The sequence below is a fragment of the Bradyrhizobium sp. URHA0013 genome (assembly GCF_000518345.1).
GTDB lineage: Bacteria > Pseudomonadota > Alphaproteobacteria > Rhizobiales > Xanthobacteraceae > Bradyrhizobium.
Window position 1 is genome coordinate 301,763 of record NZ_KI912426.1, and the last position, 25,053, is coordinate 326,815.

Genomic DNA, 25,053 nt, shown 5'->3' on the forward strand with positions numbered 1-25,053 from the left:
TGTCATATGCGGCTCCGGATGAGCAGGAATGCGCCGCTGCGCTCGGCTCTTACGGAAGCGCGCGGACGAGTTGCATTGCGGCGATGAGGGATGCAACGGACAACACTACCGATCCAATCATGTAGGCGGCCGAGGCCCATGTCTGTCCACGCTCGACCAGAGACCAGGCATCCAGCGAGAACGTCGAGAATGTGGTGTATCCGCCGCAAATCCCCACCGTCAGAAATATCCGGACGGCTTGCGGCAGGTTCCACCTCGTCGCGAACATCGCGGTGAAAACCCCGATCAGGAACGATCCCGTTACGTTGATGATCAGGGTGCCCCAGGGGAAATCGGTGCCGAACGCTCGGCCTGAACCGATCGCAACGAGATAGCGCACGACTGCGCCAAGCGCTCCACCAGCGGCGACCGCCAGAATGAATTGGACGTTCAACGTCTCGTTCCCCCGTTTGCCATTTCCATCATGTATCCTCCGTTACCAGCCCGCCGCCGACGGCAAATAGTCCCATCAGCGCGATCAGCGCAAAGCCGAGCCCGGCCAGGAAGGTGCCGGCCGGACCATAGCTATCCCACAGCGCGCCGGCGATCACGCTTGCGGCCAGCAAGGCAAGGCCGGTGAACAGGTTGAAATAGCCGAACGCGGTGCCGCGCAGGCTCGGTGGCGCTGCGTCAGCGACGAGGGCCGAGAGCAGGCCTTGCGTCAATCCCATATGCAGTCCCCACAGCGCGACGCCGAGGGCGAGGCCGCCAAGGTTTGGCAGCAGTGCGAGCGCGAGATCGGCGCCGGCGAGGAAGACGAGGCCGAGCGCGAGCAGGCCGGTGCGGTTGATCCGGTCCGAGAGCACGCCGGCCGGATAGGCCGACAACGCATAGACGATGTTCATCAGCACCAGCACGGCCGGCACCCACATCGCATTGAGCCCGATGTTCTGCGCGCGCAGAATCAGGAAGGCCTCGCTGAAACGCGCTAGCGTGAACACGACGCCAACCGCGACGACACGCCAGTACACGGATCCAAGCTGGCGCATCGCGGCCATGTTGAGCGGATTCTTTGACGGCTCCCGGCCTGGGTCAGGCTCCGGCTCGCTCACCGCGAACACGATCAGTCCGAACGACAGGAACGCCGGCAGCACCGCCACCCAGAACACCAGCGTAAAATTGTCCACCGTCCACCACATCAGGCCGATCGCGATGAGCGGCCCGACGAACGCACCGATGGTGTCGAGCGACTGCCGCAGGCCGAAGCTCGCGCCGCGCAGGCCGATGGGCGCGATATCGGCGATCAGTGCATCGCGCGGCGCGCCGCGAATGCCCTTGCCGACGCGGTCGATGAAGCGCGCGGCAACCAGCCATCCGACGCTGGGGGCAAGCGGGAACAGCGGTTTTGTCAGCGCGGCCAGCCCGTAGCCGAGCGCGGCGAGCAATTTGCGCCGGCCGAGCCAGTCGGACAACGCGCCGGAGAAGATTTTCGTGATCGAGGCGGTCGCCTCGGCAATGCCCTCGATGAAGCCGACGGTGAGCGTGGAGGCGCCGAGAACGGTGACGAGATAGACCGGCAGCAGCGCGTGGATCATCTCGGAAGAGACGTCCATCAGCATCGAGACGAAGCCGAGCACCCAGATCCCCCTGGGCAGGCCCGCACGTGCAGCATTCGGTGTTGTCGTCGTCACGTCCAGGACTTCTCCTCGGCCTCTGCTTGATCTCTGCTTGACCTCTCCTCGGCCTTCGCATCCAGGCAACAAAAAACCCGCCAGCGGCGGGTTTGTCCATGCTCCCGCCGAAGGCAGAGGCCTGAAAATTGCCCCTCCTCAAGCAGGAGTCATCAGCCCACTACGGTCACAGGCCGCCGGGCGGTTGTCGGGGGACTCCATCCCCATCTGTCCGGCCAGCCTAACATGGAAATCGCGCCGGACAAGTGGGCGAGGGTGCACTGTCCAGTGGCCCGTCGGTCCGGGAGCGCACCGCGCGTGACGGCGCCAGTCCAGCGGCGCGAGCGCGGCAACATCGCGGCAGCTTTGCGCAATGCTTCGCAATTCCCGCCCGCAAATGCCTGACTGGCAAATGCCTAACTGGAATGTGAAGCGCGAGCGATCTTCGGACTTTGCGGCAAGGCGATTGCATGTCACCATCACGTCATACGACGGGAGGCTGCGATGCGCTTGCTGTTCTCGATCGGGGCTGTGCTGGTGACCGGCATGTTCGCCGGAGGGGACGTCGCGGGCATCGCGGCACCAGGACCCAAATTTGAGTCGCCCAGACTGGCGCTGCTCAAAAATCAGCCGCAGCGGCAAGCAGCCGACAGAGACGCGCAGACAGTCGATGTCGAGCTGATCCTCGCTGTCGATGTCTCCTACTCCATGGACATGGACGAGCTCGCGATCCAGCGCGAAGGCTATGCGCAGGCGATCCAGTCGAAGGAATTCCTGCAGGCGCTGAAGCTGGGTCCGAACGGCCGCATCGCGGTGACCTATTTCGAGTGGGCCGCCTCGACCGACCAGAAGATCATCATTCCCTGGCGCCTGATCGACGGACCGGAGACCGCCGATGCCGTCGCCGCCGAAATCATGAAGACGCCGATCCGGCGCGCCTCGCGCACCTCGATCTCCGGCGCGATCAGTTTCGCGATGCCGCTGTTCGATGAGGATCCCTATCGGGGGCTGCGTCGCGTGATCGACATTTCCGGCGACGGTCCCAACAACAATGGCACTCCGGTCACGATCGCGCGCGACGCGGCGATCGAGAAGGGCATCGTCATCAACGGCCTGCCGATCATGGTCAAGGAGCCCTCCTATTCGACCATGGATATCGACAATCTCGATTTCTACTATGAGGATTGCGTCATCGGCGGTCCCGGTTCCTTCGTCATCACGATCAAGGACCGCGACAAGTTCAAGGAAGCCATCCGCACCAAGCTCTTGATGGAGGTTGCGGGCCGTATGCCGGAGCGCCCCGTGACGCGGGTTGCGGAGAAGGACAAGGAGCCGCGTGTGAACTGCATGATCGGCGAGAAGATCTGGTCGGACCGCTGGGGTCGCTGAGCGCTGTACCCGAACGAGACCTTTTGCCCTATTTGCCCGCGATGGAATTTTAACCATGCGTTAACTGTTGCGTGGCCCTAATCGGCTGCTTCCAATTGTTTCCGGATACTGTTCTGACGTTCCTGTCGGGGCGCGAACCAAGCGGGCCCGTCAGACAAATCCGCCGAGCAATCCAATGGCCATCGTCTCATCGAGCACCAGCCAGATTTCTCCCGCTCTCGAGCGGGTGTATCACCAGAGCTCGCTGCTCGGTGAGTGGAAAGGCAATTGGGCTGGCAACAACCAGCCCGTCAGCTTCAAGGTCGTGAACATCCGCGGTGCCCGGGCGCAGGTCGAGTACACCCATAACGGGCGCACGGAGCGCGGTTTTGGCGAGGTCGCCGGTTCGCTTCTCACCTTCGGCACGGTCACGGTCGGCACCAAGGACGGCAAGAGTCTGGTGCTGTTGTCATCTGCGGGCGCGGGCAAGCAGACCGCGACTCTCGAGAAGCAGGCGCCGCCGGCCTCCGACAGCCGCCTGATGGGAAGCTGGGGCGGCTATTCCAGTGACAATGGCAAGAGCGCGAGCTTCAGGGTCCTCGCTGTCAACGGCAACGAAGCGCAGGTCAGCGTCACCACCGATGGCGTCACCCGTCAGGGCACCGGCACCGTCTACAAGAACGTCATCATGTTCGGGCAGGCCCAGATTGCGACCGACGACGGGCAGAACGGCAAGATCATCTACCAGGTCCGCAACAAGTCCTTCGTCGTGCCCGTGACGAAATATCCGCCGTCGGATACATCGTCCTCGGTGGACAGAACGGCGTAACGCCTCGCCGTGGTTTGCCGCGGCCTGATGTCGGCGCCGCCACAGTACCGCAATCGAACGCTTCGAGTTACCTGGCACGAGCGGTGGCGGCGGCGGAACGCTCTCGACCTTTTTGTCGCCGTGGGAACCGTGCAAGACCTCGGAAACGCGTGCGGGAGTTGATTGAAACGACGCTCCGGGCCGACTCCACTGGCCTTCGGGGCATCCGTCGCGTATAATTTCCGCACTTCCTTGACGGTCATCTCAATGTCCAGCCTCACAGATTCCCGCGCCTTCGCAATTCTCTTCGCCGTGCTTTGCCTCGGCGGAGCATCGGCTCATGCGCAGGTGGCGCCCGTGAGGTATTGGATACCGGGCGGTCCTTTCGGTTGGGGCGGCAGTGTCGGCCAGAGTGCCGACGCCTACGGCAACTTTCCAAGCTTGAAGGCCGGCGATGCCGACGGAAGCTACAGTTTTCGTCCCGGGTTCTTTGTCGGAAGCGAGCGCGGCAATCTCGGTTTGAACGGTTTCAGCCAGAGCGGGCCCGTCGGCAATTTCAGCGCGCTCTCCTACGATGGCACGCAATTTGGTTACAACACCAAGACCGCGGGCGGCATGCCCGTCACGTTCTTTGCCGGTTTCGACACGCTGAAATACGGCGGCGGCATTGGCAGCTCGCTTGCGCCGCTCACCTCCAGCGCCTCGCCCGGCTATGGCGCATTTGCGGGTGTCGAGTTCAAGCCGACCTCCAACCTCAGCCTGTCGTTCGGCGCCGGCTTCACCCAGCAGCAATCCGGGCGCATGGACAGCGACATCAACTCGTCGATACTGCCCGGCGAGTCACCGGCGCTGGGCGGTCTTCGCCGTTAGCGCGTGAACTTCGCCACCAGTTCGACATGCGGCGTATGCCGGAACTGGTCGACCGGCACCACGGCATCCATCTTGTAGCCGCCGTCGATCAGCAGCCGCGCGTCGCGGGCAAAGGTCGCGACGTTGCAGGAGACCGCGACCACCACAGGCACCTTGCTCGCGGCGAGCTTCAAGGCCTGCGCCTGCGCGCCCTGGCGCGGCGGGTCGAACACGACGGCGTCGAAATCGCGCAGCTCCGGCGCCACCAGGGGACGGCGAAACAGATCGCGCGGCTCGGCCTTGATCGGCTTGAGCCCCGGCGTCCGCGCGGCTTTTTCGAGCGCTGCAATGGCGCCGGCGTCATTGTCATGGGCGGTGACGCGGGCCTTCTCGGCGAGGCGCAACGCGAACGGACCGACGCCGCAGAAGAGGTCGAGAACGTTCTTCGCCTTGCCGATGCGCTCGGCCACCAGCGACGCAAGCGTCTCTTCGCCGGCGACGGTTGCCTGCAGGAACGAGCCCGGCGGCAGCGTCACTTCGGCGCGGCCCATCTGCACGGTCGGCGGCAGGCGTTGCAGCACCAGCTCGCCGTGCCGTGTCATCCGCGCCAGGCGATGCTGCTCGGCGACGCGCGAGAGCGCCGTCACGAGCGGCGTTGGCAGCGGGCCGGAGCCGCGCACGTCGATGTCGAGACCGTTGGCGGTCGCGGTGACCTGGATGTCCAGCGGTTTCGTCACCGGCATTCTGGACGTCAGCAGTTCGGCGAGCGCCCAGCCGGCATCGAGTGCACCCGCGAGCCCGGGATCGAGGATCGGGCAGCGATCGATCGGGATGACGTCGTGCGAGCTGGCAGCCGAGAAGCCGACCTTGAGGATGTCATGGGTGCCGAACCGCCCGTGCAGCGTGATGCGCCTGCGTCCCGCACCGTGGGCATCGACCAGCGACGCCACCTCGCAGTCGATGCCGGCCTGGGCCAGGGTCTCGACCACGATGCCGCGCTTCCAGGCGTGATACGGTTCACTCGCCCAGTGCTGGATCGCGCAGCCGCCACAGACGCCGAAATGCGGACAGAACGGCGTGACGCGCTCGGGGCTGGCGACGTCCACCGCGAGCAGCTTGCGGCGGTCGGGATGATTGCCGACGACATGATCGACTTCGACGGTCTCGCCGCCGAGCGTGTAGGGCACATAGATGGCTTCCCCAGCGTCGAGCGAGACGCCGTCGCCGCGATGGCCGACGTGATCGATCGTCACGCGCTCAACCACGGCGCGCGCCCAGGAAGAATTCGATGTTGCCGTCGCCGCCGGTGATCGCCGATGGGAACACCTCGATATCGGTGCAGCCGAGCGAGGCCGCAAAGGCGGCGATGTCGTCGCAGATCTCACGGTGCACGGCGGCGTCGCGGACGATGCCCTTCTTGTTGTGCTTCCGGTCCGCCTCGAACTGCGGCTTGATCAGTGCCAGCAGGCTCATCGGCGCGGCCGCCAGCGACAGCGCCACGGGCAGCACCGTCTTGAGCGAGATGAAGCTGACGTCGATCACGACGACATCCGGCCGCGCCGGCAAACGCTTGCCGTCATAGGCGCGGATGTCGGTCTCTTCCATCGACACGATCTTGGAGTGACCGCGCAGCGAGGGATGCAGCTGACTGGTGCCGACATCGACGGCAAAGACGAGACTTGCGCCATTCGCCAGCAGCACCTCGGTGAATCCGCCGGTGGACGCGCCGACGTCGAGGCAGACATGGTCCTCGATCTCGATCGGGTAGCGCTCCAGTGCGTCGGCGAGCTTGACCCCGCCGCGGGAGACGTAGGGGTGCGCGGGCTCGGCCTGGATCACGGCGTCCTCGGCGATCGTCTCCGACGGCTTTGCGACCTGCTTGTCGTCGGCCGTGACGAGCCCGGCCTCGATCGCCGCGCGCGCCCGCGCCCGGCTCTCGAACAGGCCGCGCTCGACCAGCAGAACATCCGCGCGCTTGCGGGCAGGGGACATCATCTCTCCGAAAGACGCCTGAGGCGCTTATGTAGCGATCAATCGCGCGGCCGCCATCCGGACGCAAGCCTCGAACGCGGCCAAATCGTGCCAGACGTCGATCGGCATCTGCGCCGGCGTCACCAGCGGGCAGCCATGCAGCTCCAGCGCATGGATCATCATGAGATTGTCGACGAGGCCAAAATCCTCGACCGTCAGCCCCTGCGCGTCGACTAGTCGCCCGTCCTCGGACGTCACGACCATGAAGCGACTGAGGCGGTCGGCATAGGCGGCGCCGTCATTGGAATAGGCGAGGCAGAACTTGCGGCGGCCGGCCATGTAGCCGAGCTCGTAGACGGTGCCGGGATCGGCGCCCGCGCCGCGGAACGGCGTGAGGTTGGCGATGATCGCATCGGCCGAGTCCATCATCGCCTCGTTGCCGCAAAAGATCTGCCGCGAGGCGTCGGGAGCGGCGAGGTCGATCTCGTTGTCGAGGGGATAGAGGCCGGTGAGGCCGTGCGCAGCACAGATCGCGGCCTTCTGCCGGCCGATTTCGACCGCATCTGGCAGGAACACGTCGGGGCCTGCCAGGTAGATTTTCATCGAGCTGCTTCGCGGAAGGTCGAAGCTCGCTGTCAGGCGAGCTTGACCGTCTCGGCCTTGACGTCCTTGCCGAGCGCCTCGAACACCTTGGCGACGATGCCCTTGGCGTCGAGACCGGCACGACCGTACATCGCCGCCGGGGTGTCGTGGTCCTGGAACACGTCGGGCAGCACCATGGTGCGGAACCGCACCAGGCCGCTGTCGAGCGCGCCCTGATCGCTCAGGTACTGCGCGACATGCGAGCCGAAACCGCCGACCGAGCCTTCCTCGATGGTGATGAGGATCTCGTGGTCGCGCGCGAGCTTGAGCACCAGCTCGGTGTCCAGCGGCTTCATGAAGCGCGCATCCGCGATCGTGGTCGAAAGGCCGTGGGCTGCGAGCTCGTCGGCGGCCTTCTCGCATTCGGCAAGGCGCGTGCCGAAGGAGAGCAGGGCAATCTTGCTGCCCTGGCGGACGATGCGGCCCTTGCCGATCTCGAGCGGAATGCCGACTTCGGGCATCTCGATGCCGCGGCCTTCGCCGCGCGGATAGCGCAGCGAGCTCGGACGATCGTTGATCGCGACCTGCGTTGCAACCATGTGCACCAGCTCGGCTTCGTCGGCCGCGGCCATGATCACCATGTTCGGCAGACAGCCGAGATAGGCGTTGTCGAACGAGCCGGCATGGGTGGCGCCGTCGGCGCCGACGAGGCCGGCGCGGTCGATGGCGAAGCGCACGGGCAGGCTCTGGATCGCGACGTCATGCACGATCTGGTCGTAGCCGCGCTGCAGGAAGGTCGAGTAGATCGCGCAGAACGGCTTGTAGCCTTCGGTGGCTAGGCCGGCGGCGAACGTCACTGCGTGCTGCTCGGCAATGCCGACGTCGAAGGTGCGGTCCGGGAACGCCTTGTTGAAGATGTCTACGCCGGTGCCGGAGGGCATCGCCGCGGTGATGGCGACGATCTTGTCGTCCTTCTCCGCTTCCTTGACGAGGCTCTGGCCGAACACGTTCTGATAGGCCGGTGCATTCGGCTTGGACTTGGCCTGGGTGCCGGTCGCAACGTCGAACTTGACCACGGCGTGGTACTTGTCGGCGGAGGCTTCCGCCGGGCCGTAGCCCTTGCCCTTCTGCGTCACGACGTGAACCAGGATCGGGCCGGTCTCCATGTCGCGCACGTTCTTCAGCACGGGCAGGAGATGGTCGAGGTTATGACCGTCGATCGGGCCGACATAGTAGAAGCCGAGCTCCTCGAACAGCGTGCCGCCGTCCATCATGAAGCCGCGGGAATATTCCTCGACGCGGTTGGCGCGGCTGGCGATGATCTTGGGCAAGCGCTTGTTGATCTGCTTGGCCGCATCGCGCAGCGTGCGGTAGGTCTTGCCCGAGTAGAGCCGCGACAGGTAGGCGCTCATCGCGCCGACCGGCGGCGCGATCGACATGTCGTTGTCGTTGAGGATGACGATCAGGCGCGAGTTCATCGCACCCGCATTGTTCATGGCCTCATAGGCCATGCCCGCCGACATCGCGCCGTCACCGATGACGGCGATAACGTTGTTCTTGCCGCCGGCGAGGTCGCGCGCGACCGCCATGCCGAGGCCGGCGGAGATCGAGGTCGAGGAATGCGCGGCGCCGAACGGATCGTAATCGCTCTCGCTGCGCTTGGTGAAGCCGGACAGGCCGCCGCCGGTGCGCAGCGTGCGGATGCGATCGCGCCGGCCGGTGAGGATCTTGTGCGGATAGGCCTGGTGGCCGACGTCCCAGATCAGCCGGTCGCGCGGGGTGTCGAAGACGTAATGGATCGCAGTGGTGAGCTCGACCACGCCGAGGCCTGCGCCGAAATGACCGCCGGTCACCGAGACGGCATCGATGGTCTCCTGACGCAGCTCGTCGGCGACCTGGCGAACCTGCTCGACCTTGAGCTTGCGCAGGTCGTCCGGCGTCCGGATGGTGTCGAGAAGCGGCGTTTTACTATATGCGTTCACGGCGATTTCCAATTTGTCAGCGCCGGAAGATCGTTCCGGTGCGCGATGGGTTTGCTCAATATCGGCGCAGCGCGAGTCCTTAAACCGTCGGAGCCACCTGCATGGGGCAAAGCCCCGTCTTCAAGCTTAGGTGAGCTTAAGTGCTCTCCGGTTCAGTCTCTGTGATCCCTGTCACTTAGATCGGCTTCGTCCATTCCAGCCAATTCATCAGCAGTTTGAAGCGCTTGTCGTCGGTAATCAGTGCCCACGCAAGGCTTACAAAAAGCCACACTCCGCGCAGCTTTACACCAAAGCTTGGGCCAAAGCCAACCCGCTGGGCCGATTGCGGGCATGCACCTGCAACCCCCGGGCCAAAGTGGTTAATCCCGGCGCCAGCTCAAGAGTTCCAAGCTTGCTCGGTTCCTCGGCAGGTTTTTGGGGTGTGAGAAGCTGCTTTAGACGGAATTTCAGGAGACGACGGGCCCTCGTGAGGGAGTTCCATGATCTTCCTGGGCCCCGGTTCCCTGGATCAAAGCAGCCGCAGCGGCCCGACACGGGCGTGCAATCATGAAAAATTGCGGGTGGCCGATGCGTAGGATGGGCGGCTTTGAAGGCGGCCCTTACTGGACGTCGAGCGGCGCGGTGCCGATGGCCTGGCCGCTGGCATCGGTGGTGATCTTGTCGACGCGCGCCTCAGCCTGGCGCAGCAACTCCTCGCAGCGGCGCTTCAGGGCCTCGCCGCGCTCGTAGATCGTCACGGATTCCTCGAGGGGCACCTTGCCGTCCTCGAGCCGCTTCACGATCGTTTCGAGCTCCTCGATGGCGCGTTCGAAGGTCAGCCTGGAGACGTCGATTTGGGTATTTTCGGCCATATAAGTTTCCGATTGCCCGATTCGCTTCACGTCGGAGAAAGCAAAGTTTTGCGGGCGCAATGTGGCGGGTGCGTCAGGCGCCCATCAGGGCGCCGACATGCGCCGTAACAGATTCTTTCAGTCCTTGCAGGTCGTAGCCGCCTTCGAGCACAGAAACAACGCGCCCCCCTGCGGTCTTGTCGGCGAGGTCCATCAGCTTGCGCGTCACCCAGGCATAATCCTCCGCGCGCAAATTCAGCGACGCCAGCGGATCGCGATAATGCGCGTCGAAGCCGGCAGAGATGACGAGCAGCTCCGGGCTGAATTTTTCGAGCTGCGGCAGGATCAAATTCTCGAACGCGATGCGGAATTCCGGCCCGCCGTCCTCGGAGGCGAGCGGCGCGTTGACGATGGTGTCGTGGTCGCCGCGCTCGCTCTTGGCACCGGTGCCCGGAAACAGCGGCATCTGGTGCGTCGAGCAGTACATCACGGTCGGGTCCGACCAGAAGATGTCCTGCGTGCCGTTGCCGTGATGCACGTCGAAATCGACGATGGCCGCGCGCTTGATGCCGTATTTGCGCTGCGCGTGGCGCGCGGCGATGGCGACGTTGTCGAAGAAGCAGAAGCCCATCGGTTTGCCGATCTCGGCGTGGTGGCCGGGCGGGCGCACCGCGACGAAGGCATTGCGATGCTCGCCCGCCATCACCGCTTCGGTCGCCGCGACCGCGCCGCCGACGCCGCGCATCACCGCTTCCCACGTGCCCGGCGACATTGAGGTGTCGCCATCGATATAGACCTGTCCGCTGGTCGGCGCGATGTGGCGCAGCTCCGTGACGTAGTGCTCGTTGTGGCAGAGCGTGACGAGATCGAGATCGCCCTCCGGTGCCTGGTCGCGCACCAGGAACTGGAAGCGCTCATGCGACAGCGCCTCCTCCACCGCGCGCAGGCGGTCCGGCCTTTCAGGGTGTCCCGGCGGCGTGACGTGGTCGAGGCAGGCCTTGTGGGAGAGGAGAAGCGTACTCATCAGTCGGCCTCATGGGATGCGGGCTCTCGACGTCGCTTGGCGCATCCGGCGCCAAAACGCAAATGCAAAACCCAATCTATGCGTTCCCCCGGGAATGGCAAAGGGTGGTCCCGGACCGGTCCGTTTGATCCGGATCAATTCACGCGCAGGATGCGGCTCAGCGGCAGCGGCCCGATCGGTCCGTGCGCCCTGAAGAACGCGAACAGCGCGTCGGCGTCGTAGCCGCCATATTGCAGCCCCGTGCCTTGTTTGACGACCGTGAAGCCGTCGCCACCGACTGCGAGGTAATCGTTGAGGGTGACGCGGTAGCCGCTTCCGGCTTCGATCGGTCTGCCATTGAGCGTCATCTTCTCGTTGATCACGCGCTCGCCGTACGGCTTCGCCGCATCCCAGGCGTAACTGAACCCGTTCGAGACCTGGAGAATCCGCGGCCGCTTCGGATCGAGCCATTGCTGCTCCGGCATGTCCTTGAGCTGGCTGCCCGTGAGCGTCATGGTGACGAGCCGATTGCGAAACGGCTGGCTGGCGAAAACGTCGCCGAAGGTGATCGCGCCGTTCTCCTTTGGAACGATGTCGGTGCGGATGCCGCCTGGATTGGTGAGCGCGATGACGGCACCGCCATCCTTGGCGTCCCGGGTCGCGGCGAGCTGCGCGTCCGCAATGACGTCGCCGAGCGCGCTTTCGCCGGCCTCGTTCGGCACCCGCGACAGCGTCTGCGTCACCGATCCAGCCGGGCGATTGGCGATCGGCGCCGAAAGTCTGTCGTAGGCATCGATCAGTGCGGTCTGCTCGGGATCCCTAGGCAGCGAGGCATTGGCGACGAGGACGTTCTCGGCCTTGGCGCTGACGACGTCGCGCGTTGCCGGATCGAGCTTGAGATCGATCGCGGTGACCAGCGTACCGTATTTGTCGCCGCTGGTGACGAGCCGCCCGTCAACATCGCAGACATAAGCACGATGGGTGTGGCCGCTGACGACGACGTCGACGGCGCGATCGAATTTCTTCACGATGTCGACGATCGGCCCGGTGATGGCAGGGCATTCATTGTAGTCACCGGCCGGCTCGCCGCCCTGGTGGATCAGCACCACGATCGCCTCGACCCCGCGCGCCTTCAGCTGCGGCACCAGCGCGTTCACAGTCTCGGCTTCGTCGCGGAATTCGAGGCCCGTGACGCCCGATGGCGAGACGATGCCCGCGGTCTCCTTCAAGGTGAGCCCGATGAAGGCGATGGGGATGCCCTCGAACTCCCTGATTTCGTAAGGCGGCAGCACGCTCCTGCCGGTCGTGGTCTCGATGGTGGACGCCGCGAGATAGTGGAATTTGGCGCCCGTAAAGGGATGCGGCCCCTGACAGCCGTCGACGGGATGACAACCCCCGTTCTGCATCCGCAACAGCTCGGTCTTGCCCTCGTCGAATTCGTGATTGCCGACCGAACTGATCGCGAGCCCCATCATCGAGAGCGACTCGATCGAAGGCTCGTCGTGGAACATTGCCGACAGGAACGGGCTCGCGCCGATCAGGTCGCCGGCGGCGACGAAGATCGTGTTCTTGTGGCCCTCGCGCAGCTGCTTCACCAGCGTCGCCATGTATTCGGCACCGCCGGCGGCCACCATCACCTTCCTGGACTTGTCCTCGGGATCGCTGATCCGGATGCCGCCCGGCGGCTGGCGCAGATTGCCGTGGAAATCGTTGATCGCGAGGATGCGCAGCTCGACGGGTGCGGCGGTTTGGGCGGACGCGGGCAGGGCGGCGAGCGCGAGCGAGAAGACGGTCAGGCGGAGAACATGTCGCATGGAACCAGACTAGTCGTTCCGCACGAAGATTTCACGAAAGTTCTCGCCGTCATTCCGCGGCGATGCGCCGGACGACAGCCTATTTTTTCTTCTTCCTGTTCGCAAACGCGTTGAAGGCAGCGGTGGCTTCTTCCGACTTCAGCCGCTCACCGAACAAATGGGCCTCCTGATCGATGCGGCGGGTGAGCTCCTCGGATGCCACGCGCAGCAGTTTGCGCGAGGTCGCGACCGCTTCGGCGGGGAGCCTGCAGATATCGCGCGCCACCTTGCGCGCCTCGACCTCGGTATGCCCCGGCGAGACCACGGTGTTGACGAAGCCGGCGGCATGCGCTTCGGCGGCCGTAAAAGTCCGTCCCATCACCAGCATGGCGAAGGCGCGCTGGTAGCCCATCGTGTTCGGCATCAAAAGGCTGGACGCGCCGACCGGCACCAGCCCGAGATGGATGTAGGGCGCGGAGAAGGTCGCCGCGTTCGAGGCCAGCACATAGTCGCAATGGAACAGCATCACGGTGCCCATGCCGATCGACGCGCCGTCCACGGCCGCGATCACTGGCTTGGCGTTGAGTGCGAGCGAATAGAGAAACTTGGCGCCGTCGGACAGCGTCTCGGGGCGCGACGTATCGGCGTGCATGAAATCGTCGATGTCGTCGCCGGCGGTGAACACGCCGGAGCCGCCGGTGATGATCATGCAGCGGATGTCGGGATTGTTCTGCGCGGTGTCGATCGCGCGGCTCATCTCCCGATACATGTCCTGCGTGATCGCGTTCTTCTTGCTCGGGCGACGCAGGGTGATCACGCGCGTTCCGCGCTCTTCGGTGACGATGATGTTGCCATTCGGCATGAAGGGGCCCCTGCGGTCGCCGCGACACTGACATTGGCTAGACTCGCGAAACGTCAGCCTACATCATCTTGCAGGCGTGCCAATGCGCTGGCTCGACCTTTTGGAGACCGAATTCGCGTGAGACGGGCGCATCACGCTCCCCGCCGTGCTGCGCGATGCAACAATCGGCTACTTTTTCATTTGAAAAACCCCTGGTTGTGGTGCACGATCGCCTCGCGCCGTTCCATTTGGCCGATTGCCCGATTGATGATTGCCGCTACGCGTGTTGACGAATCCTCGCTGCACTATCGCGGCTGGCGCGTCGTGCTGGCCTGCTTCCTGATGGCTTTCTTCATGTTCGGCTTCGGTCTGTACGGCCAGGGCGTCTATCTCGCCGAGCTGCAGCGCGCCCATGGCTGGCCGGGCACGCTGGTCTCTGCGGCCAGCACCTTCTCCTTTCTCCTGACTGCCGTGCTCGTCATCTTCACCGACGATCTGCTCGCCCGCATCGGGCTGCGGTCGCTGATCCTGTGCGGACTGTCGGCGCTCGGCGCTTCGACGGTGCTGCTGGCGCTGCTGCAGACGCCCTGGCAGCTCTACCTCGCCTATGCGCTGATGTCGGTCGGCTGGACCGGCATGGGCACGGTGGTGATCGCGACCGTGCTGAACTCCTGGTTCGAACGGCGCCGCGGGCTCGCGCTCAGCCTCGCCTACAACGGCGCGACCTGCGGCGGCATCGTGCTCGTGCCGCTGCTGCTGACGCTGAGCGGCAGCATCGGCTTCCGTTCCGCGATGCTGGCAGCCACGCTGGCGATGATGGTGCTGGTGCTGCCGGTGGTGGTCATCTTCACAGGCTGGCCGACGGAAATGCCGCCGACGCCGGGCGGGGATTCATTCGATGGCGGCACCGCCGTGCCTGCGGTTCACTCGCGCAAGACGCTGCTCGCCAACGCGGCGTTCTGGACCATGGTGCTGCCGATCGCGATCGCGCTGCTGGCGCAGATGGGATTCATCATCCACCAGGTGACGTTCCTCGAACCGCTGATCGGCCGCGCCAGTGCGGGCCTTGCCGTCACCATCATGGCGGCGATGGCGGTGGTCGGGCGCCTGTCGCTCGGCCTGTTCGTGGACCGGCTCGATCCGCGGCTCGCCTGCGCGGCATCGATGACGAGCCAGGCGGCGGCTCTGTTCGTGCTTCTGCAAACCACGAACCCGACCGTGCTGCTCGCGTGCTGCGCCGTCTACGGTTTCTCGATCGGCAACATGATCACGTTCCCGCCTTTGATCATCCAGCGCGAGATCGGCGCCAGCGCCTTCGCCGCCGCGATGGGACTGGGCACCTCGATCAGCGGCATCGTCAGTGCCTTCGGCCCCGGCATCGTCGGTCTTGTACGCAGCGTAACCGGCGATTACACGAGCGCGTTTGCGATGTGCGTGGTGCTAGATCTGGTGGCGACGGCCGTTGTGCTGTGGCGGCCGGGGAGACGCACGAAGCTCGCGGCTTCGTAGCCCGGATGGAGCGCAGCGCAATCCGGGGCCGTCATCGCTCGTGGCACGAATCCTGGATTGCGCTGCGCTCAATCCAGGCTACGCATCGCAGCTATCCCAGCAGCACCGCATCCGCCGCCGCGACCGACTCCGCGCTCTCCGTCACGGTGCGCTCGAGCGCGCCAGCCTGTACGGCAATGTTCTCGGCGAAGAAGCGCGCCAGCGAGACGTAGCGCGCGGCGTCCGTGATGCCATCGGATTTCGCGGCGAGCGCTTCGGATGCCAGCATGCAGCCGCCGAGCGTGGCGCCGAACTGCTGCAGATATGGCGTCGCGCCGGCCAGCGCCTCGTTCGGCGCGGACGCAACCCGCTCTAGCAGCCATTTGCTGGTGCGGGTCAGCGCCTCCAGTGCCTCGCGCAATTTCACGCCGGTGGTGCCGAAGGCGGGATCGTTGGAGGCTTCGACCTGCTTCACGATGGCCGAGAGCTCGTCGAGCAGCGCCCACACCGATGCGCCGCCGTTGGCCGCGAGCTTTCGCGTGACGAGGTCGATGGCCTGGATGCCGTTGGTGCCCTCGTAGATCGCGGTGATGCGGGCATCGCGATAGTGCTGCGCCGCGCCGGTCTCCTCGATGAAGCCCATGCCGCCATGCACCTGCACGCCGAGATAGGCGACCTCGTTGCCGATGTCGGTGGAATAGCCCTTGGCCATCGGCGTCAGCAGCGCCGCGCGCGCGGCAGCGTCGGCGCGGACCTTCGGATCCCTGGCGCGCGTCGAGACGTCGATCGCCACCGCGGTCGCATAGCAGATGGTGCGCGCCGCCGCGGTCTGCGCCCGCATCCGCATCAGCATGCGCTTGACGTCGGGATGCACGAAGATCGGATCGGAGCCGTCACTCTTGTTGCCGAGGGCGCGGCCCTGCTTGCGCTCTTGTGCGTACGATAATGCCTGCTGATAGGCGCGGTCGGCGACACCGACGCCTTCGAGGCCGACGCCGAGGCGGGCCTGGTTCATCATCGTGAACATGCAGCGCATGCCCTGGTTCTCTTCGCCGACCAGGAAACCGATCGCGCCGCCATGATCGCCCATGGTCATGGTGCAGGTCGGGGAGGCATGCATGCCAAGCTTGTGCTCGACACCAGAGGCAAAAATGTCGTTGCGCTGCCCCAGCGAGCCGTCTTCGTTGACCATGAATTTGGGAACGAGGAACAGCGAGATCCCCTTGGTGCCGGCGGGCGCGTCCGGCAGACGCGCCAGCACGAAATGCACGATGTTGTCGGTCATGTCGTGCTCGCCATAGGTGATGAAGATCTTCGTCCCCTTGATGCGATAGGTGCCGTCGGCCTGCTTCTCGGCGCGGGTGCGCAGCGCGCCGACGTCGGAGCCGGCCTGCGGCTCGGTCAGCTGCATCGTGCCGGTCCATTCGCCGGAGACGAGCTTCTCGAGATAGATGTTCTTCAGCTCGTCGCTGCCATGCGCGTCCAGCGCCTCCATCGCCGACGCCGTCAGCAGCGGGCAGAGGCCGAAGGCGACGTTCGAGGCGCTCCAGATCTCGGTGCAGGCCGCGTTGATCGCGAGCGGCAGGCCCTGGCCGCCGAAATCCTCGGGGCCGGAGACCGCGTTCCAGCCGCCCTCGGTCCAGCGCTTGTAGGCATCCGGCCAGCCCGGCGCGGTCGTGACCTTGCCGTCGCTGAGCTTGATGCCGTGCTCGTCGCCGACCTTGTTCAGCGGCGCCAGCACGTCGGTTGCGAACTTGCCGGCTTCCTCCAGCACGGCGCTCACGATATCGCCGTCGAAATCGCCGTAATGGCCGGCCTCCATGGCAGCCTTCAGGCCGGCGCCGTGGTTGAGCGACAGCAGCATGTCAGAGATCGGCGCGCGGTAGGTCATGGCTCACTCCCGGAGAGACAGGTCTTGGCGTCGTATTCCCATGAAACGGCGGAGGTCTCAACTGTCGGGAGGGGGTGGCGGAACGCCTGTCGGGAGCGGGGGGCGTAGCGCTCATATAGCGCCAGCGGCGCCTGTGGTATTTTGCCCCTCCGGGCGGTTGAAATGCCGCGCCGCTCCCTATAGACCGGCACCACTCGAGGGAATCCGCGGACGCTCGTGTCGCCGCCGTTCCCAAAGGGCCTGATGGGGCGTAGCCAAGTGGTAAGGCAGCGGATTTTGATTCCGCCATTCGGAGGTTCGATCCCTCCCGCCCCAGCCAGCGCTTAGCTCGCGGCGCTTACTCGGTCGCTTCCATGTGGTTTTGGTCGACGACCCGCAGCGTCCGTCGCACCATGCCCTCGACAATGACCGCCGACTCGCTTGGACGCAGATGGATCGCCGTGGACCTGAGCAGCCATGGCAACACCGCCTGCTCGAGCCGCTCCTCATAGGCGTGGCGCATCATGTCGAAGGCCATCAAGCCTGGACCCGCCAGGATGACGTGGTGCGGTCGCAGCACCGATATCGTTGCAGCGACCGCCTCCGCCAGCGCGCGACCTGCCTGCAGGAACAGGTGCTCGAGACGTGGATCTCCGCCCAGTGCGCGCTCGCGCAGCAAGGCCATCTGTCCCTCGGACGGCTGCTGCGAGTCCGCCGGCGGCAGATCGAGAAAGGTGCGGGCGTCGCGGTAGAGCGCATAATCAGCAAGATAAGCCTCGATACAGCCGCGCTGGCCGCAGCGGCATTGCGGGCCGTCCGGCGCCAGCTTGACATGGCCGATCTCGCTGCCGGCGCCCCAGCGTGCTTCACCATCGGCAACGACGCCCATCCCGATGCCGTGACCGACCATGATCGTGGCCGAGAGGCCTTCCGCCAATGCCGGTTCGGCGGCCGTGAGGGCGAGCGCGACCGCGACAGCGTCGTTCGCCATCACGACCTCGACCCCGAACGCCTGACGTATCGGCGTCGCCAGATCGACTTCGGTGATCGACAGCGCGGGACTCCACAGCGTCGTGCCGGTGTCGACGTTCACGATGCCTTGCAGCGCGATCCCGATTCCCAACAGCCGATGGCGCGGCGTCTCCGTCGCATCGAGCAGCGCATTGATCTGCGCGATCACGAGATCGCGCAGCGCGCCTGCATCGAGCGCGCGCGTCGACAGTGCAAGTCGCGACTGCGCCACGCCGGAGCCCCGGAAATCCGCGATCAGCGTCTCGATCAGGTTCATGCGCACGGAGATCGCCACGATGCGCCCGAACTCCGGGTTCAGGGTCAGCAGCACGGCCGGCCGGCCGCGGCGACGGCCATTCGGCCCGTCCGCATCCTCTTCCTCGCCGTCCTCGGACCACGGCGTTGCCGCCGTCTCCGTCTCGCACAGCAGCTCTTCCGCGATCAGCCGCGACGTCAGGCCGGAAACAGCCGGGAAGCTCAGGCCTGTACTCCGGGCGAGCGCCACGCGTGGCAGCGGCCCCTGGCGTCGCAAGACGTCGACGAGCCGGCCGCGGTTGGATTCGCGGGCCGTGTTTGACACGCGTCTGGACGGCTCAATTTGGTCAACCATGCTGCCTCTTTAATTCATCACGTAAATTTAATGGAGGGGACGAGATGCCCATGTGACCGGAAAAGCACAATCGGATTCGGTTTTCAGCAGCCATATTTACTATTATCGTACCATCTGTACTATTTAGACTTGAAGAAGGGGCAAGTACATCCTGATCCGGCTGGTTTGCCCTGCGGCATTTGTTCGCGACGTAAATAAAAGATGGCGCATAAGCGCTTTGAAACCCCTGAACGGGGTGACCAAGGGAGGTGTACATGAACGGATCGATCAAGAAACTCATGGTGTCGCTGTTTGTGACCGGAGCTGCGCTGGCCGTCGCTACGGGGGCGGCGCAGGCCCAGCAGAAAAAGACCATCGCGCTGGTGACCAATGCCGCGGCCGATTTCTGGACCATCGCCGGCCGCGGGCTCGAGAAGGCTCAGAAGGAGCACCCGGAATACGACATCCAGTTGATCGTCACGAACGAAGCGACCGCGGCAGGCCAGCGGCGCGAGCTGGACGACCTGCTGGTGCGCGGCGTCGCCGGTATCTCGATCTCGGTCGACGATGCGCCGCACGCAACCGAAGAGCTCAACAAGGTTGCGGCCAAGACCGTGCTGATCACGACGGATAGCGACGCGCCGCAGAGTAATCGTCTCGCCTATATCGGTACCGACAACGTCGCGGCCGGGCGGCAGGCTGGCGAAGAGATCAAGAAGGCGCTGCCGAACGGCGGCAAGATCGCGCTGTTCGTCGGCACGATGGACGCGGACAATGCCCGCGAGCGGGTGCAGGGCATCAAGGACGCGATCGCCGGCACCAAGGTTGAGCTGGTAGATGTGTTCACCGACCAGGTGGACTTCGCCAAGGCCAAGGCGAACATGGAGAACGTGCTGGTCAAATATCCCGACATCGCGCTGTTGTCCGGGCTTTGGAGCTACGAGACACCGCTGATCTATGACGCGGTCAAGGCGGCGGGCAAGGCCGGCAAGGTGAAGATCGTCGGTTTCGACGAGGACCAGCGCACGCTGCGGGGTGTTTCCGACGGCACGATCGAGTCGACGGTGGTGCAGCAGCCCTACGAGTTCGGCTATCTCTCCGCCACCAACATCATCAAGACGCTGAACGGCGACAAGTCCTGGATCCCGGCGGGCGGCAAGCTGATCGTGCCGACCAAGGTGATCAGCAAGTCCAACGTCGCTGCATTCACCGCAGACATGAAGAACCTCCTCAAGAAGTGAGTATCAGGCGCCCGGCGGCACGGCCGCCGGGCGTCGTGCGGGAGGAAATGAATGGCGGAAATCCTGTTCGAACTCGCCGGGATCAGCAAATCCTATCCCGGGGTCATGGCCCTCGATGACGTCAGTTTGCGCGTGGATCGCGGCGAGGTCGTGGGCCTGATCGGCGAGAACGGCGCCGGCAAGTCGACGCTGATGCGCGTGCTGGGCGGCGTGATCGCGCCGAGCGAGGGCGTGATCCGCATCGGCGGCACCGACCACGCACGTGTGACGGTGACCGAGGCGACGCAGGCCGGCATCGCCTTCGTGCACCAGGAACTGAACCTGTTCGAGAATCTCGACGTCGCTGCCAACGTGTTTATCGGGCGCGAGAAGCTGATGGGCGGGCCGCTGAAGCTGGTGGACAATGCCGAGATGCGTGATCGCGTCACGCCGCTGCTGGAGCGGCTGGGTGCCGATTTCGCGCCGGATACGCTGGTCGAAGACCTCTCCATCGCCGAGCGTCAAATGGTGGAGATCGCCAAGGCGCTCTCGATCGACGCCCGCGTGATCATCATGGACGAGCCGACCTCCAGCCTGACGATTTCGGAGACCGAACGGCTGCTGGAAGTGATTGCCGATCTGAAGGCGCACGGCATTTCGGTGATCTATATCTCTCACCGGCTCGGCGAGATCATGACCTGCGCTGACCGCGTCGTGGTGCTGCGCGACGGGCGCACTGTTGGCGAGTTGGCGCGGGACCAGCTGAGCCACGCCGCAATGATCCGGCTGATGATCGGCCGCGACCTGAAAGCGCTGCATACCCCGCCGAAACAGGCGCCGCAGCCGGGCGGCTGCGATATCGTCGGCGTCGTGACATCAGCCTTCCCCGACCGGCAGGTTGATCTTTCCGTGCGGCATGGCGAGATCCTGGGCTTGGCGGGGCTCGTGGGCGCCGGCCGCACTTCTCTTGCCCGCGCAGCGTTTGGCATTGACCCGCTGCTGGGCGGCGAGATCAGGATCGACAACGCACCGGTCGCTGTCGCGTCGCCGCGCGACGCGATCAGCCAAGGCATCTATCTGGTGCCGGAGGACCGCAAGAAATCCGGGCTCGTGCTGGAATTGCCGATCCGCGAGAACATGACGCTGGCGAGCCTGTTGGATCATGCGCGGATGTGGCTGGTCAGCGGCGCAGCCGAGCGCAAGGTCGCGAAAGAGCAGGTCAGGCGCCTCTCCATCAAGGCGCCAAGCATCGACATGGAGGTGGTGACGCTCTCCGGCGGCAACCAGCAGAAGGTCGTGCTGGGCAAATGGCTGTCCATGCAGCCGCGCGTGATGTTCTTCGACGAGCCGACCCGCGGCATCGACGTCGGCGCCAAGGGCGAGATCTACGCGTTGATGCGCGAGCTTGCCGACCAAGGCGTCGCGATCGTGATGATTTCCTCGGACATGGAGGAGGTTATCGGAGTCTCCGACCGCGTGGCGGTGATGCATGAAGGCAGCGTCAGCGGCGTGCTCGAGCGGGAGCAGTTCAGCGAATACAACGTATTGCGACTGGCCATGGGCCAGGCGCTCGAAACCGCGGAAGCGGCCGCGCCATGATCAGGAAAGAGCTCGGTCTGGGATTGCTGCTGGTGGTGATCGCCGCCATCACGGGCGCGATCAATCCCGCCTTCCTGTCGCTGGTGAACCTCTTGAACATGGCCAATCTGATCGGCCTGTTCGGTGTGTTCGCGCTCGGCGAGGGGCTCGTGATCATCACCGGCGGCATCGACCTGTCGCTCGGCTCGATGTTTGCGCTGCTCGGCGTCGTGTTCGTCGACCTTCTGACGACCTACGAGGTGCCGTGGCCCCTGGCGCTCGTGGCCGTGCTGCTGGGCGGGCTGGTGCTTGGCGGCATCCAGGGTTTCCTGATCACCCGGCTGAAAATGCAGCCCTTCATCGTGACGCTGTGTGGCTTGCTGATCTATCGCGGCGCCGCCCGCTACTACACGAGCGATTCGACCCGCGGCTTCGGTTACGGCGACGAGGCGGCGACACTGAGCAACATCGCTTCGGGCAATGTAGCGGGAATCCCGAACACCTTCATCCTCCTGATCATCCTTGCGCTGATCCTCGGCGTGCTGCTGCACCGCTCGGTCTACGGGCGCTGGCTTTATGCCGTCGGCAAGAACGAGGAAGCCGCGCGCTTCTCGGGCATCAGCACGAACTTCGTGATCGCAACCGCCTATATCATCAGCGGCGGGCTCGCCGGAGTTTCGACGGTCTTGTTCGTGTTCTACACGAACTCGGTCTCGCCGAGCTCCTTCGGCAATTTCTACGAGCTCTACGCGATCGCGGCCGCCGTCCTGGGCGGGTGCAGCTTGCGCGGCGGCGAGGGGTCTATTCTCGGCATCGTGCTGGGCACGGCGCTGCTGCAGGTGTTGCAGAACCTGGTGAACATCCTGGGCATTCCCAATTCGCTGAATTTCGCGGTGATGGGCACGGTCATTCTGATCGGCGTGTTGGCGGATCAGCAATTGCAGGCGCGACGGCGGCGCAAGCAGGCACTGGCCGGCGTCGCCCGCGCCGCACCGAAATCGACATTGGCCGATCAAGTCAAGGGCGCGTCACCGCGCGCCGCGGATGCGTTGCCGGCGAGAACGGGTGATCGGGCATGACGGATCCAGGCTCCAGTTGACACAAGGCTGCCTGGTCGGCGGCCGCTGGGGAGGGAGTGCGTTCCAGGCTCGAGGGCTTTGGGCAGGGACGTGAGGCGAAACAAGCAAAGCCTGAGACGGCGGGAGGACGAGTAAAATGTTGCGCAGGTTTATAAACACCGCAGGGGTGTGCGGTGTGGGGATTGCTTTCTCATCGCTGTTTTGCGGTGGAGTATATGCGGCCGATTTTTCGACGAAAGCTGCACCTGTTCCGTATGGTACGGCTGACGATTTCTGGACGCGGCCGTATCTGTTCGGCGATCTCGGCAGGACCAAGCTAAAGGAACAGGGCATCGAGCTGGGCCTGACGCTCGGCAACGAATCCGTCGGCAACCTCTCGGGTGGAAGCAGGAACACCGCAGCCAACGCCGGTCAGTTGTGGTTCGGCGCGAAGCTGGATATGGGAAAACTCGCCGGCATCCCCGGCGGCACCGTCGGTCTCACGCTGGTCGACCGCTTCGGCAAGAACCTGAATACCGAAGCGGACATTCCCGCCTTGCAGCTGACCAACGAAGTGTTCGGCCGCGGCAATATTCTGCGCCTGACGCAGCTCTATTACTCGCAGAAGCTTTTCGATGACCGCCTTGAACTCAAGGGCGGCCGTCTTCCGGTCGGCTCCGACTTCTTCTTCGGGCTGTGCGAGTTCATCAACCTGACCTTCTGCGGCGGTCAGCCCGGCAACATCCAGGGTGGCTACATCTACAATTGGCCGGTGAGCCAGTGGGCCGGTGTCGTGCATTACAAGATCGCGCCGGAATTCACGGTGTCGGTCGGTGTCTACGATGCCAATCCGGGTTACCTGACGACGTCAGACCCGGGCGTCTACTTCCTGCCCGGCATTCCCGCCTCGAATCGCGCCAGTGGCGTGATGGTGCCGGTGGAGTTGGTCTGGGCGCCGAAGGGCCCCTTGACCGGGACCTGGAGACTTGGCGGCTGGTACGACAGCGCCTCCTCCATTGATGGCGGTCTTCCGGGTGTTATCAGCACCATCCCGGGCGTCGGTGGCGTCCCGGATCAAAATATTAGTGATCAACGCGGCCGCTTCGGCGTTTACGAGTCGATCCTGCAGCGGTTGACCGTCGAGGGTCCGGGCGCGCAGGGTTGGTATACCTTCCTCAATACCACCGTCGCCGATCATCGGACCTCGTACCAGGATTACCAGATCGCCCTGGGCTTCAGGCATACCGGAACGTTCTCGTGGCGTCCCCAGGACGAAGTCGGCTTCGCGGTGGGAACGACCCACGTGAACACGGCTGCCCTCAGTCCCAACGCCGGCGGCAACGAAGTGCCGCTCGAAGTCTGGTACGGATGGCAGGCGACCGGCTGGCTGAACCTCAAGTTCGACGCCCAGTATGTCATCAATCCCGGTGGGCGCGGCTACAACGCGGTGGGCGTGAAGACCGACAACGCCGTGGTTCTTGGCATGCGCACCGAGGTCCACTTCTGACGGGACGCTCACCCGTCTGATGCGAAAGGTGGGGCATGCCCGTCCCACCGGAGCGCACAACATGTGGCGGCTCCACTCAGCGGAGCCGCCCGGCCGCGACTTCGGTCATTACGACGTTGCTGCGGCCAGGCGCGGGACTTGGTGATCACCTATCCCTCGTACTGGTCCGGTCCCATCGCCCAAAGCGATTGATCGTGGCCGGATGCGTAGTTGCGATTGTTCAGCGCCGGATTGCGATTGACCATCGGCCGCATGAACATCGGATGGGTTGCGCTGCGCACCTCGTGCTCGACCGTGAACAGCGGCTCGCCACTGTCGAGATCGACGATGTCGCAGAAGCGGTACTGATATTGATTGTCCTCGCGCGAGATCAGATCGCGCGCCAGCAGCTTGCGATAAGGGCCGGAGAAATCGGTGATGTACATCTGCACATGGTGGCCGTCATAGTCGCCTTGCGGCCGATCGGTCTCGCGAAACAACAAATGCTGGTCGCGGCCGGTCTTCACGGCGGCAACCGTGCCGTCGCCGTTCCGCAACTCGGATGGCATGCCAATGATCTCGGGGTAGAAGGCACAGATGCGCGGGGCGGATCCCACCGGCACGTCGAACTCGACATAGGGAATGCCGAGCGCGACGCGGCCGAAGCGCGCGGCGTCGGGCTCGTAGCAGCGCAAGCGGTTGCCCCACGGACAAATCGCCTCGACATGGTCGTTATGCTCGGTGAAGGCGAACGCGGTGCCCTCGAGCTTCTTCGCGACCGACGCCAATCGCGCCAGCAGCGCCTCGCGGCCCGCGATGACCAGCCCGACATGACCGCGCAGCACCTGCGGCCGGCCGCTCGGCAAATGAAACTGACTTCGTCCGGCGTTGATCCACATATTGGTGTCGGACACCATCAGATAGGGATCGCGGGTGAGCCCAAGGCCTGCGACATAGAACAGCGTGGCAAGCCGCTGGTCCGGGACCTGGATGTTGACGTGCTCGAAATGGATCGCGTTGCCGAGATCTTCTTGGGATCGATCGAATTGTTGCGGCATGGACAAGGCTCTGATCGGG

Annotated in this window: 21 protein-coding genes, 1 tRNA gene and 1 riboswitch; of the genes, 9 read left to right on the forward strand and 13 right to left on the reverse strand. The window is 64.6% G+C overall.

Annotated features, from left to right (window positions below; all coding sequences use genetic code 11):
* Positions 1-49 precede the first annotated feature (49 nt).
* Both crcB and N551_RS0122075 read right to left on the reverse strand, forming a co-directional pair.
* Entirely contained in the window at positions 50-433 is a 384-nt protein-coding gene (gene crcB, locus N551_RS0122070; protein ID WP_027568717.1) for a fluoride efflux transporter CrcB, read from the reverse strand.
* Positions 434-461: 28 nt separating this feature from the next.
* A complete protein-coding gene (locus N551_RS0122075) occupies positions 462-1,670 on the reverse strand; it encodes an MFS transporter (protein ID WP_035961745.1) in 1,209 nt (402 codons plus the stop codon).
* A gap of 136 nt (positions 1,671-1,806) precedes the next feature.
* Positions 1,807-1,884, reverse strand: a riboswitch (Fluoride riboswitch).
* Between the two features lie 269 nt (positions 1,885-2,153).
* Between N551_RS0122075 and N551_RS0122080 the strand changes: the two genes are divergently transcribed.
* The 3 genes from N551_RS0122080 to N551_RS0122090 all read left to right on the forward strand — a co-directional run bounded on the left by N551_RS0122080 (position 2,154) and on the right by N551_RS0122090 (position 4,695).
* Positions 2,154-3,038: a DUF1194 domain-containing protein gene (locus N551_RS0122080; protein WP_027568719.1), complete on the forward strand. Its 885-nt coding sequence runs from the start codon at positions 2,154-2,156 to the stop codon at positions 3,036-3,038.
* 175 nt (positions 3,039-3,213) lie between these two features.
* The gene (locus N551_RS0122085; RefSeq protein WP_027568720.1) at positions 3,214-3,846 is read left to right on the forward strand and encodes a hypothetical protein; all 633 of its coding nucleotides are present in this window, start codon (positions 3,214-3,216) and stop codon (positions 3,844-3,846) included.
* 246 nt (positions 3,847-4,092) lie between these two features.
* Positions 4,093-4,695, forward strand: a complete 603-nt coding sequence (locus tag N551_RS0122090; RefSeq protein ID WP_027568721.1) for a hypothetical protein — start codon at positions 4,093-4,095, stop codon at positions 4,693-4,695.
* Here the strand turns inward: N551_RS0122090 and N551_RS0122095 are convergent.
* The 8 genes from N551_RS0122095 to N551_RS0122135 all read right to left on the reverse strand — a co-directional run bounded on the left by N551_RS0122095 (position 4,692) and on the right by N551_RS0122135 (position 13,697).
* Complete coding sequence (locus N551_RS0122095; RefSeq protein ID WP_027568722.1) at positions 4,692-5,939, reverse strand: class I SAM-dependent RNA methyltransferase; 1,248 nt, start codon at positions 5,937-5,939, stop codon at positions 4,692-4,694. The two genes, N551_RS0122090 and N551_RS0122095, sit on opposite strands and share 4 nt — an antisense overlap.
* Entirely contained in the window at positions 5,932-6,666 is a 735-nt protein-coding gene (locus tag N551_RS0122100; RefSeq protein WP_027568723.1) for a TlyA family RNA methyltransferase, read from the reverse strand. The genes N551_RS0122095 and N551_RS0122100 overlap by 8 nt, the downstream gene beginning before the upstream one ends.
* Positions 6,667-6,693: 27 nt before the next feature.
* Positions 6,694-7,248 carry a nucleoside 2-deoxyribosyltransferase gene (locus N551_RS0122105; protein ID WP_027568724.1) on the reverse strand — a complete coding sequence of 185 codons (555 nt, stop codon included), beginning with the start codon at positions 7,246-7,248 and terminating at the stop codon, positions 6,694-6,696.
* Between the two features lie 32 nt (positions 7,249-7,280).
* On the reverse strand, positions 7,281-9,209 hold the full coding sequence (gene dxs, locus N551_RS0122110) for a 1-deoxy-D-xylulose-5-phosphate synthase (protein WP_027568725.1): 1,929 nt from the start codon (positions 9,207-9,209) through the stop codon (positions 7,281-7,283).
* A 599-nt stretch (positions 9,210-9,808) separates the two neighbouring features.
* Entirely contained in the window at positions 9,809-10,060 is a 252-nt protein-coding gene (locus N551_RS0122120) for an exodeoxyribonuclease VII small subunit (RefSeq protein WP_027568726.1), read from the reverse strand.
* 73 nt (positions 10,061-10,133) lie between these two features.
* The gene (locus tag N551_RS0122125) at positions 10,134-11,063 is read right to left on the reverse strand and encodes a histone deacetylase family protein (RefSeq protein ID WP_018456262.1); all 930 of its coding nucleotides are present in this window, start codon (positions 11,061-11,063) and stop codon (positions 10,134-10,136) included.
* 134 nt (positions 11,064-11,197) lie between these two features.
* Complete coding sequence (locus tag N551_RS0122130; RefSeq protein ID WP_027568727.1) at positions 11,198-12,856, reverse strand: bifunctional UDP-sugar hydrolase/5'-nucleotidase; 1,659 nt, start codon at positions 12,854-12,856, stop codon at positions 11,198-11,200.
* A 79-nt stretch (positions 12,857-12,935) separates the two neighbouring features.
* On the reverse strand, positions 12,936-13,697 hold the full coding sequence (locus tag N551_RS0122135; RefSeq protein WP_027516571.1) for an enoyl-CoA hydratase-related protein: 762 nt from the start codon (positions 13,695-13,697) through the stop codon (positions 12,936-12,938).
* Between the two features lie 246 nt (positions 13,698-13,943).
* Between N551_RS0122135 and N551_RS0122140 the strand changes: the two genes are divergently transcribed.
* Positions 13,944-15,185, forward strand: coding sequence for an MFS transporter (locus N551_RS0122140; protein WP_027568728.1), 1,242 nt, complete (start codon positions 13,944-13,946; stop codon positions 15,183-15,185).
* A 91-nt stretch (positions 15,186-15,276) separates the two neighbouring features.
* Here the strand turns inward: N551_RS0122140 and N551_RS0122145 are convergent, their stop codons facing one another.
* Positions 15,277-17,055 (reverse strand): acyl-CoA dehydrogenase, encoded by a 1,779-nt coding sequence (locus N551_RS0122145; RefSeq protein ID WP_027568729.1) that lies wholly within the window; start codon positions 17,053-17,055, stop codon positions 15,277-15,279.
* A 244-nt stretch (positions 17,056-17,299) separates the two neighbouring features.
* On the opposite strand from N551_RS0122145, the gene N551_RS0122150 reads away from it, so the two are divergent.
* Positions 17,300-17,374 (forward strand) — tRNA-Gln (locus tag N551_RS0122150).
* Between the two features lie 18 nt (positions 17,375-17,392).
* Here N551_RS0122150 and N551_RS0122155 read toward each other — a convergent pair.
* A complete protein-coding gene (locus N551_RS0122155) occupies positions 17,393-18,655 on the reverse strand; it encodes an ROK family protein (protein WP_027568730.1) in 1,263 nt (420 codons plus the stop codon).
* Between the two features lie 254 nt (positions 18,656-18,909).
* Here N551_RS0122155 and N551_RS0122160 point away from each other — a divergent pair, with 254 nt between their 5' ends.
* The 4 genes from N551_RS0122160 to N551_RS0122175 all read left to right on the forward strand — a co-directional run bounded on the left by N551_RS0122160 (position 18,910) and on the right by N551_RS0122175 (position 23,997).
* Positions 18,910-19,875 carry a sugar-binding protein gene (locus N551_RS0122160; protein ID WP_027568731.1) on the forward strand — a complete coding sequence of 322 codons (966 nt, stop codon included), beginning with the start codon at positions 18,910-18,912 and terminating at the stop codon, positions 19,873-19,875.
* A gap of 51 nt (positions 19,876-19,926) precedes the next feature.
* Entirely contained in the window at positions 19,927-21,453 is a 1,527-nt protein-coding gene (locus N551_RS0122165; protein ID WP_027568732.1) for a sugar ABC transporter ATP-binding protein, read from the forward strand.
* Positions 21,450-22,511: an ABC transporter permease gene (locus N551_RS0122170; RefSeq protein ID WP_027568733.1), complete on the forward strand. Its 1,062-nt coding sequence runs from the start codon at positions 21,450-21,452 to the stop codon at positions 22,509-22,511. Before N551_RS0122165 ends, N551_RS0122170 begins: the two co-directional genes overlap by 4 nt.
* Before the next feature lie 136 nt (positions 22,512-22,647).
* Entirely contained in the window at positions 22,648-23,997 is a 1,350-nt protein-coding gene (locus N551_RS0122175; RefSeq protein ID WP_027568734.1) for a carbohydrate porin, read from the forward strand.
* 149 nt (positions 23,998-24,146) lie between these two features.
* On the opposite strand, the gene N551_RS0122180 is transcribed toward N551_RS0122175, so the two are convergent.
* Entirely contained in the window at positions 24,147-25,034 is an 888-nt protein-coding gene (locus N551_RS0122180) for a VOC family protein (protein WP_027568735.1), read from the reverse strand.
* Positions 25,035-25,053 lie beyond the last annotated feature (19 nt).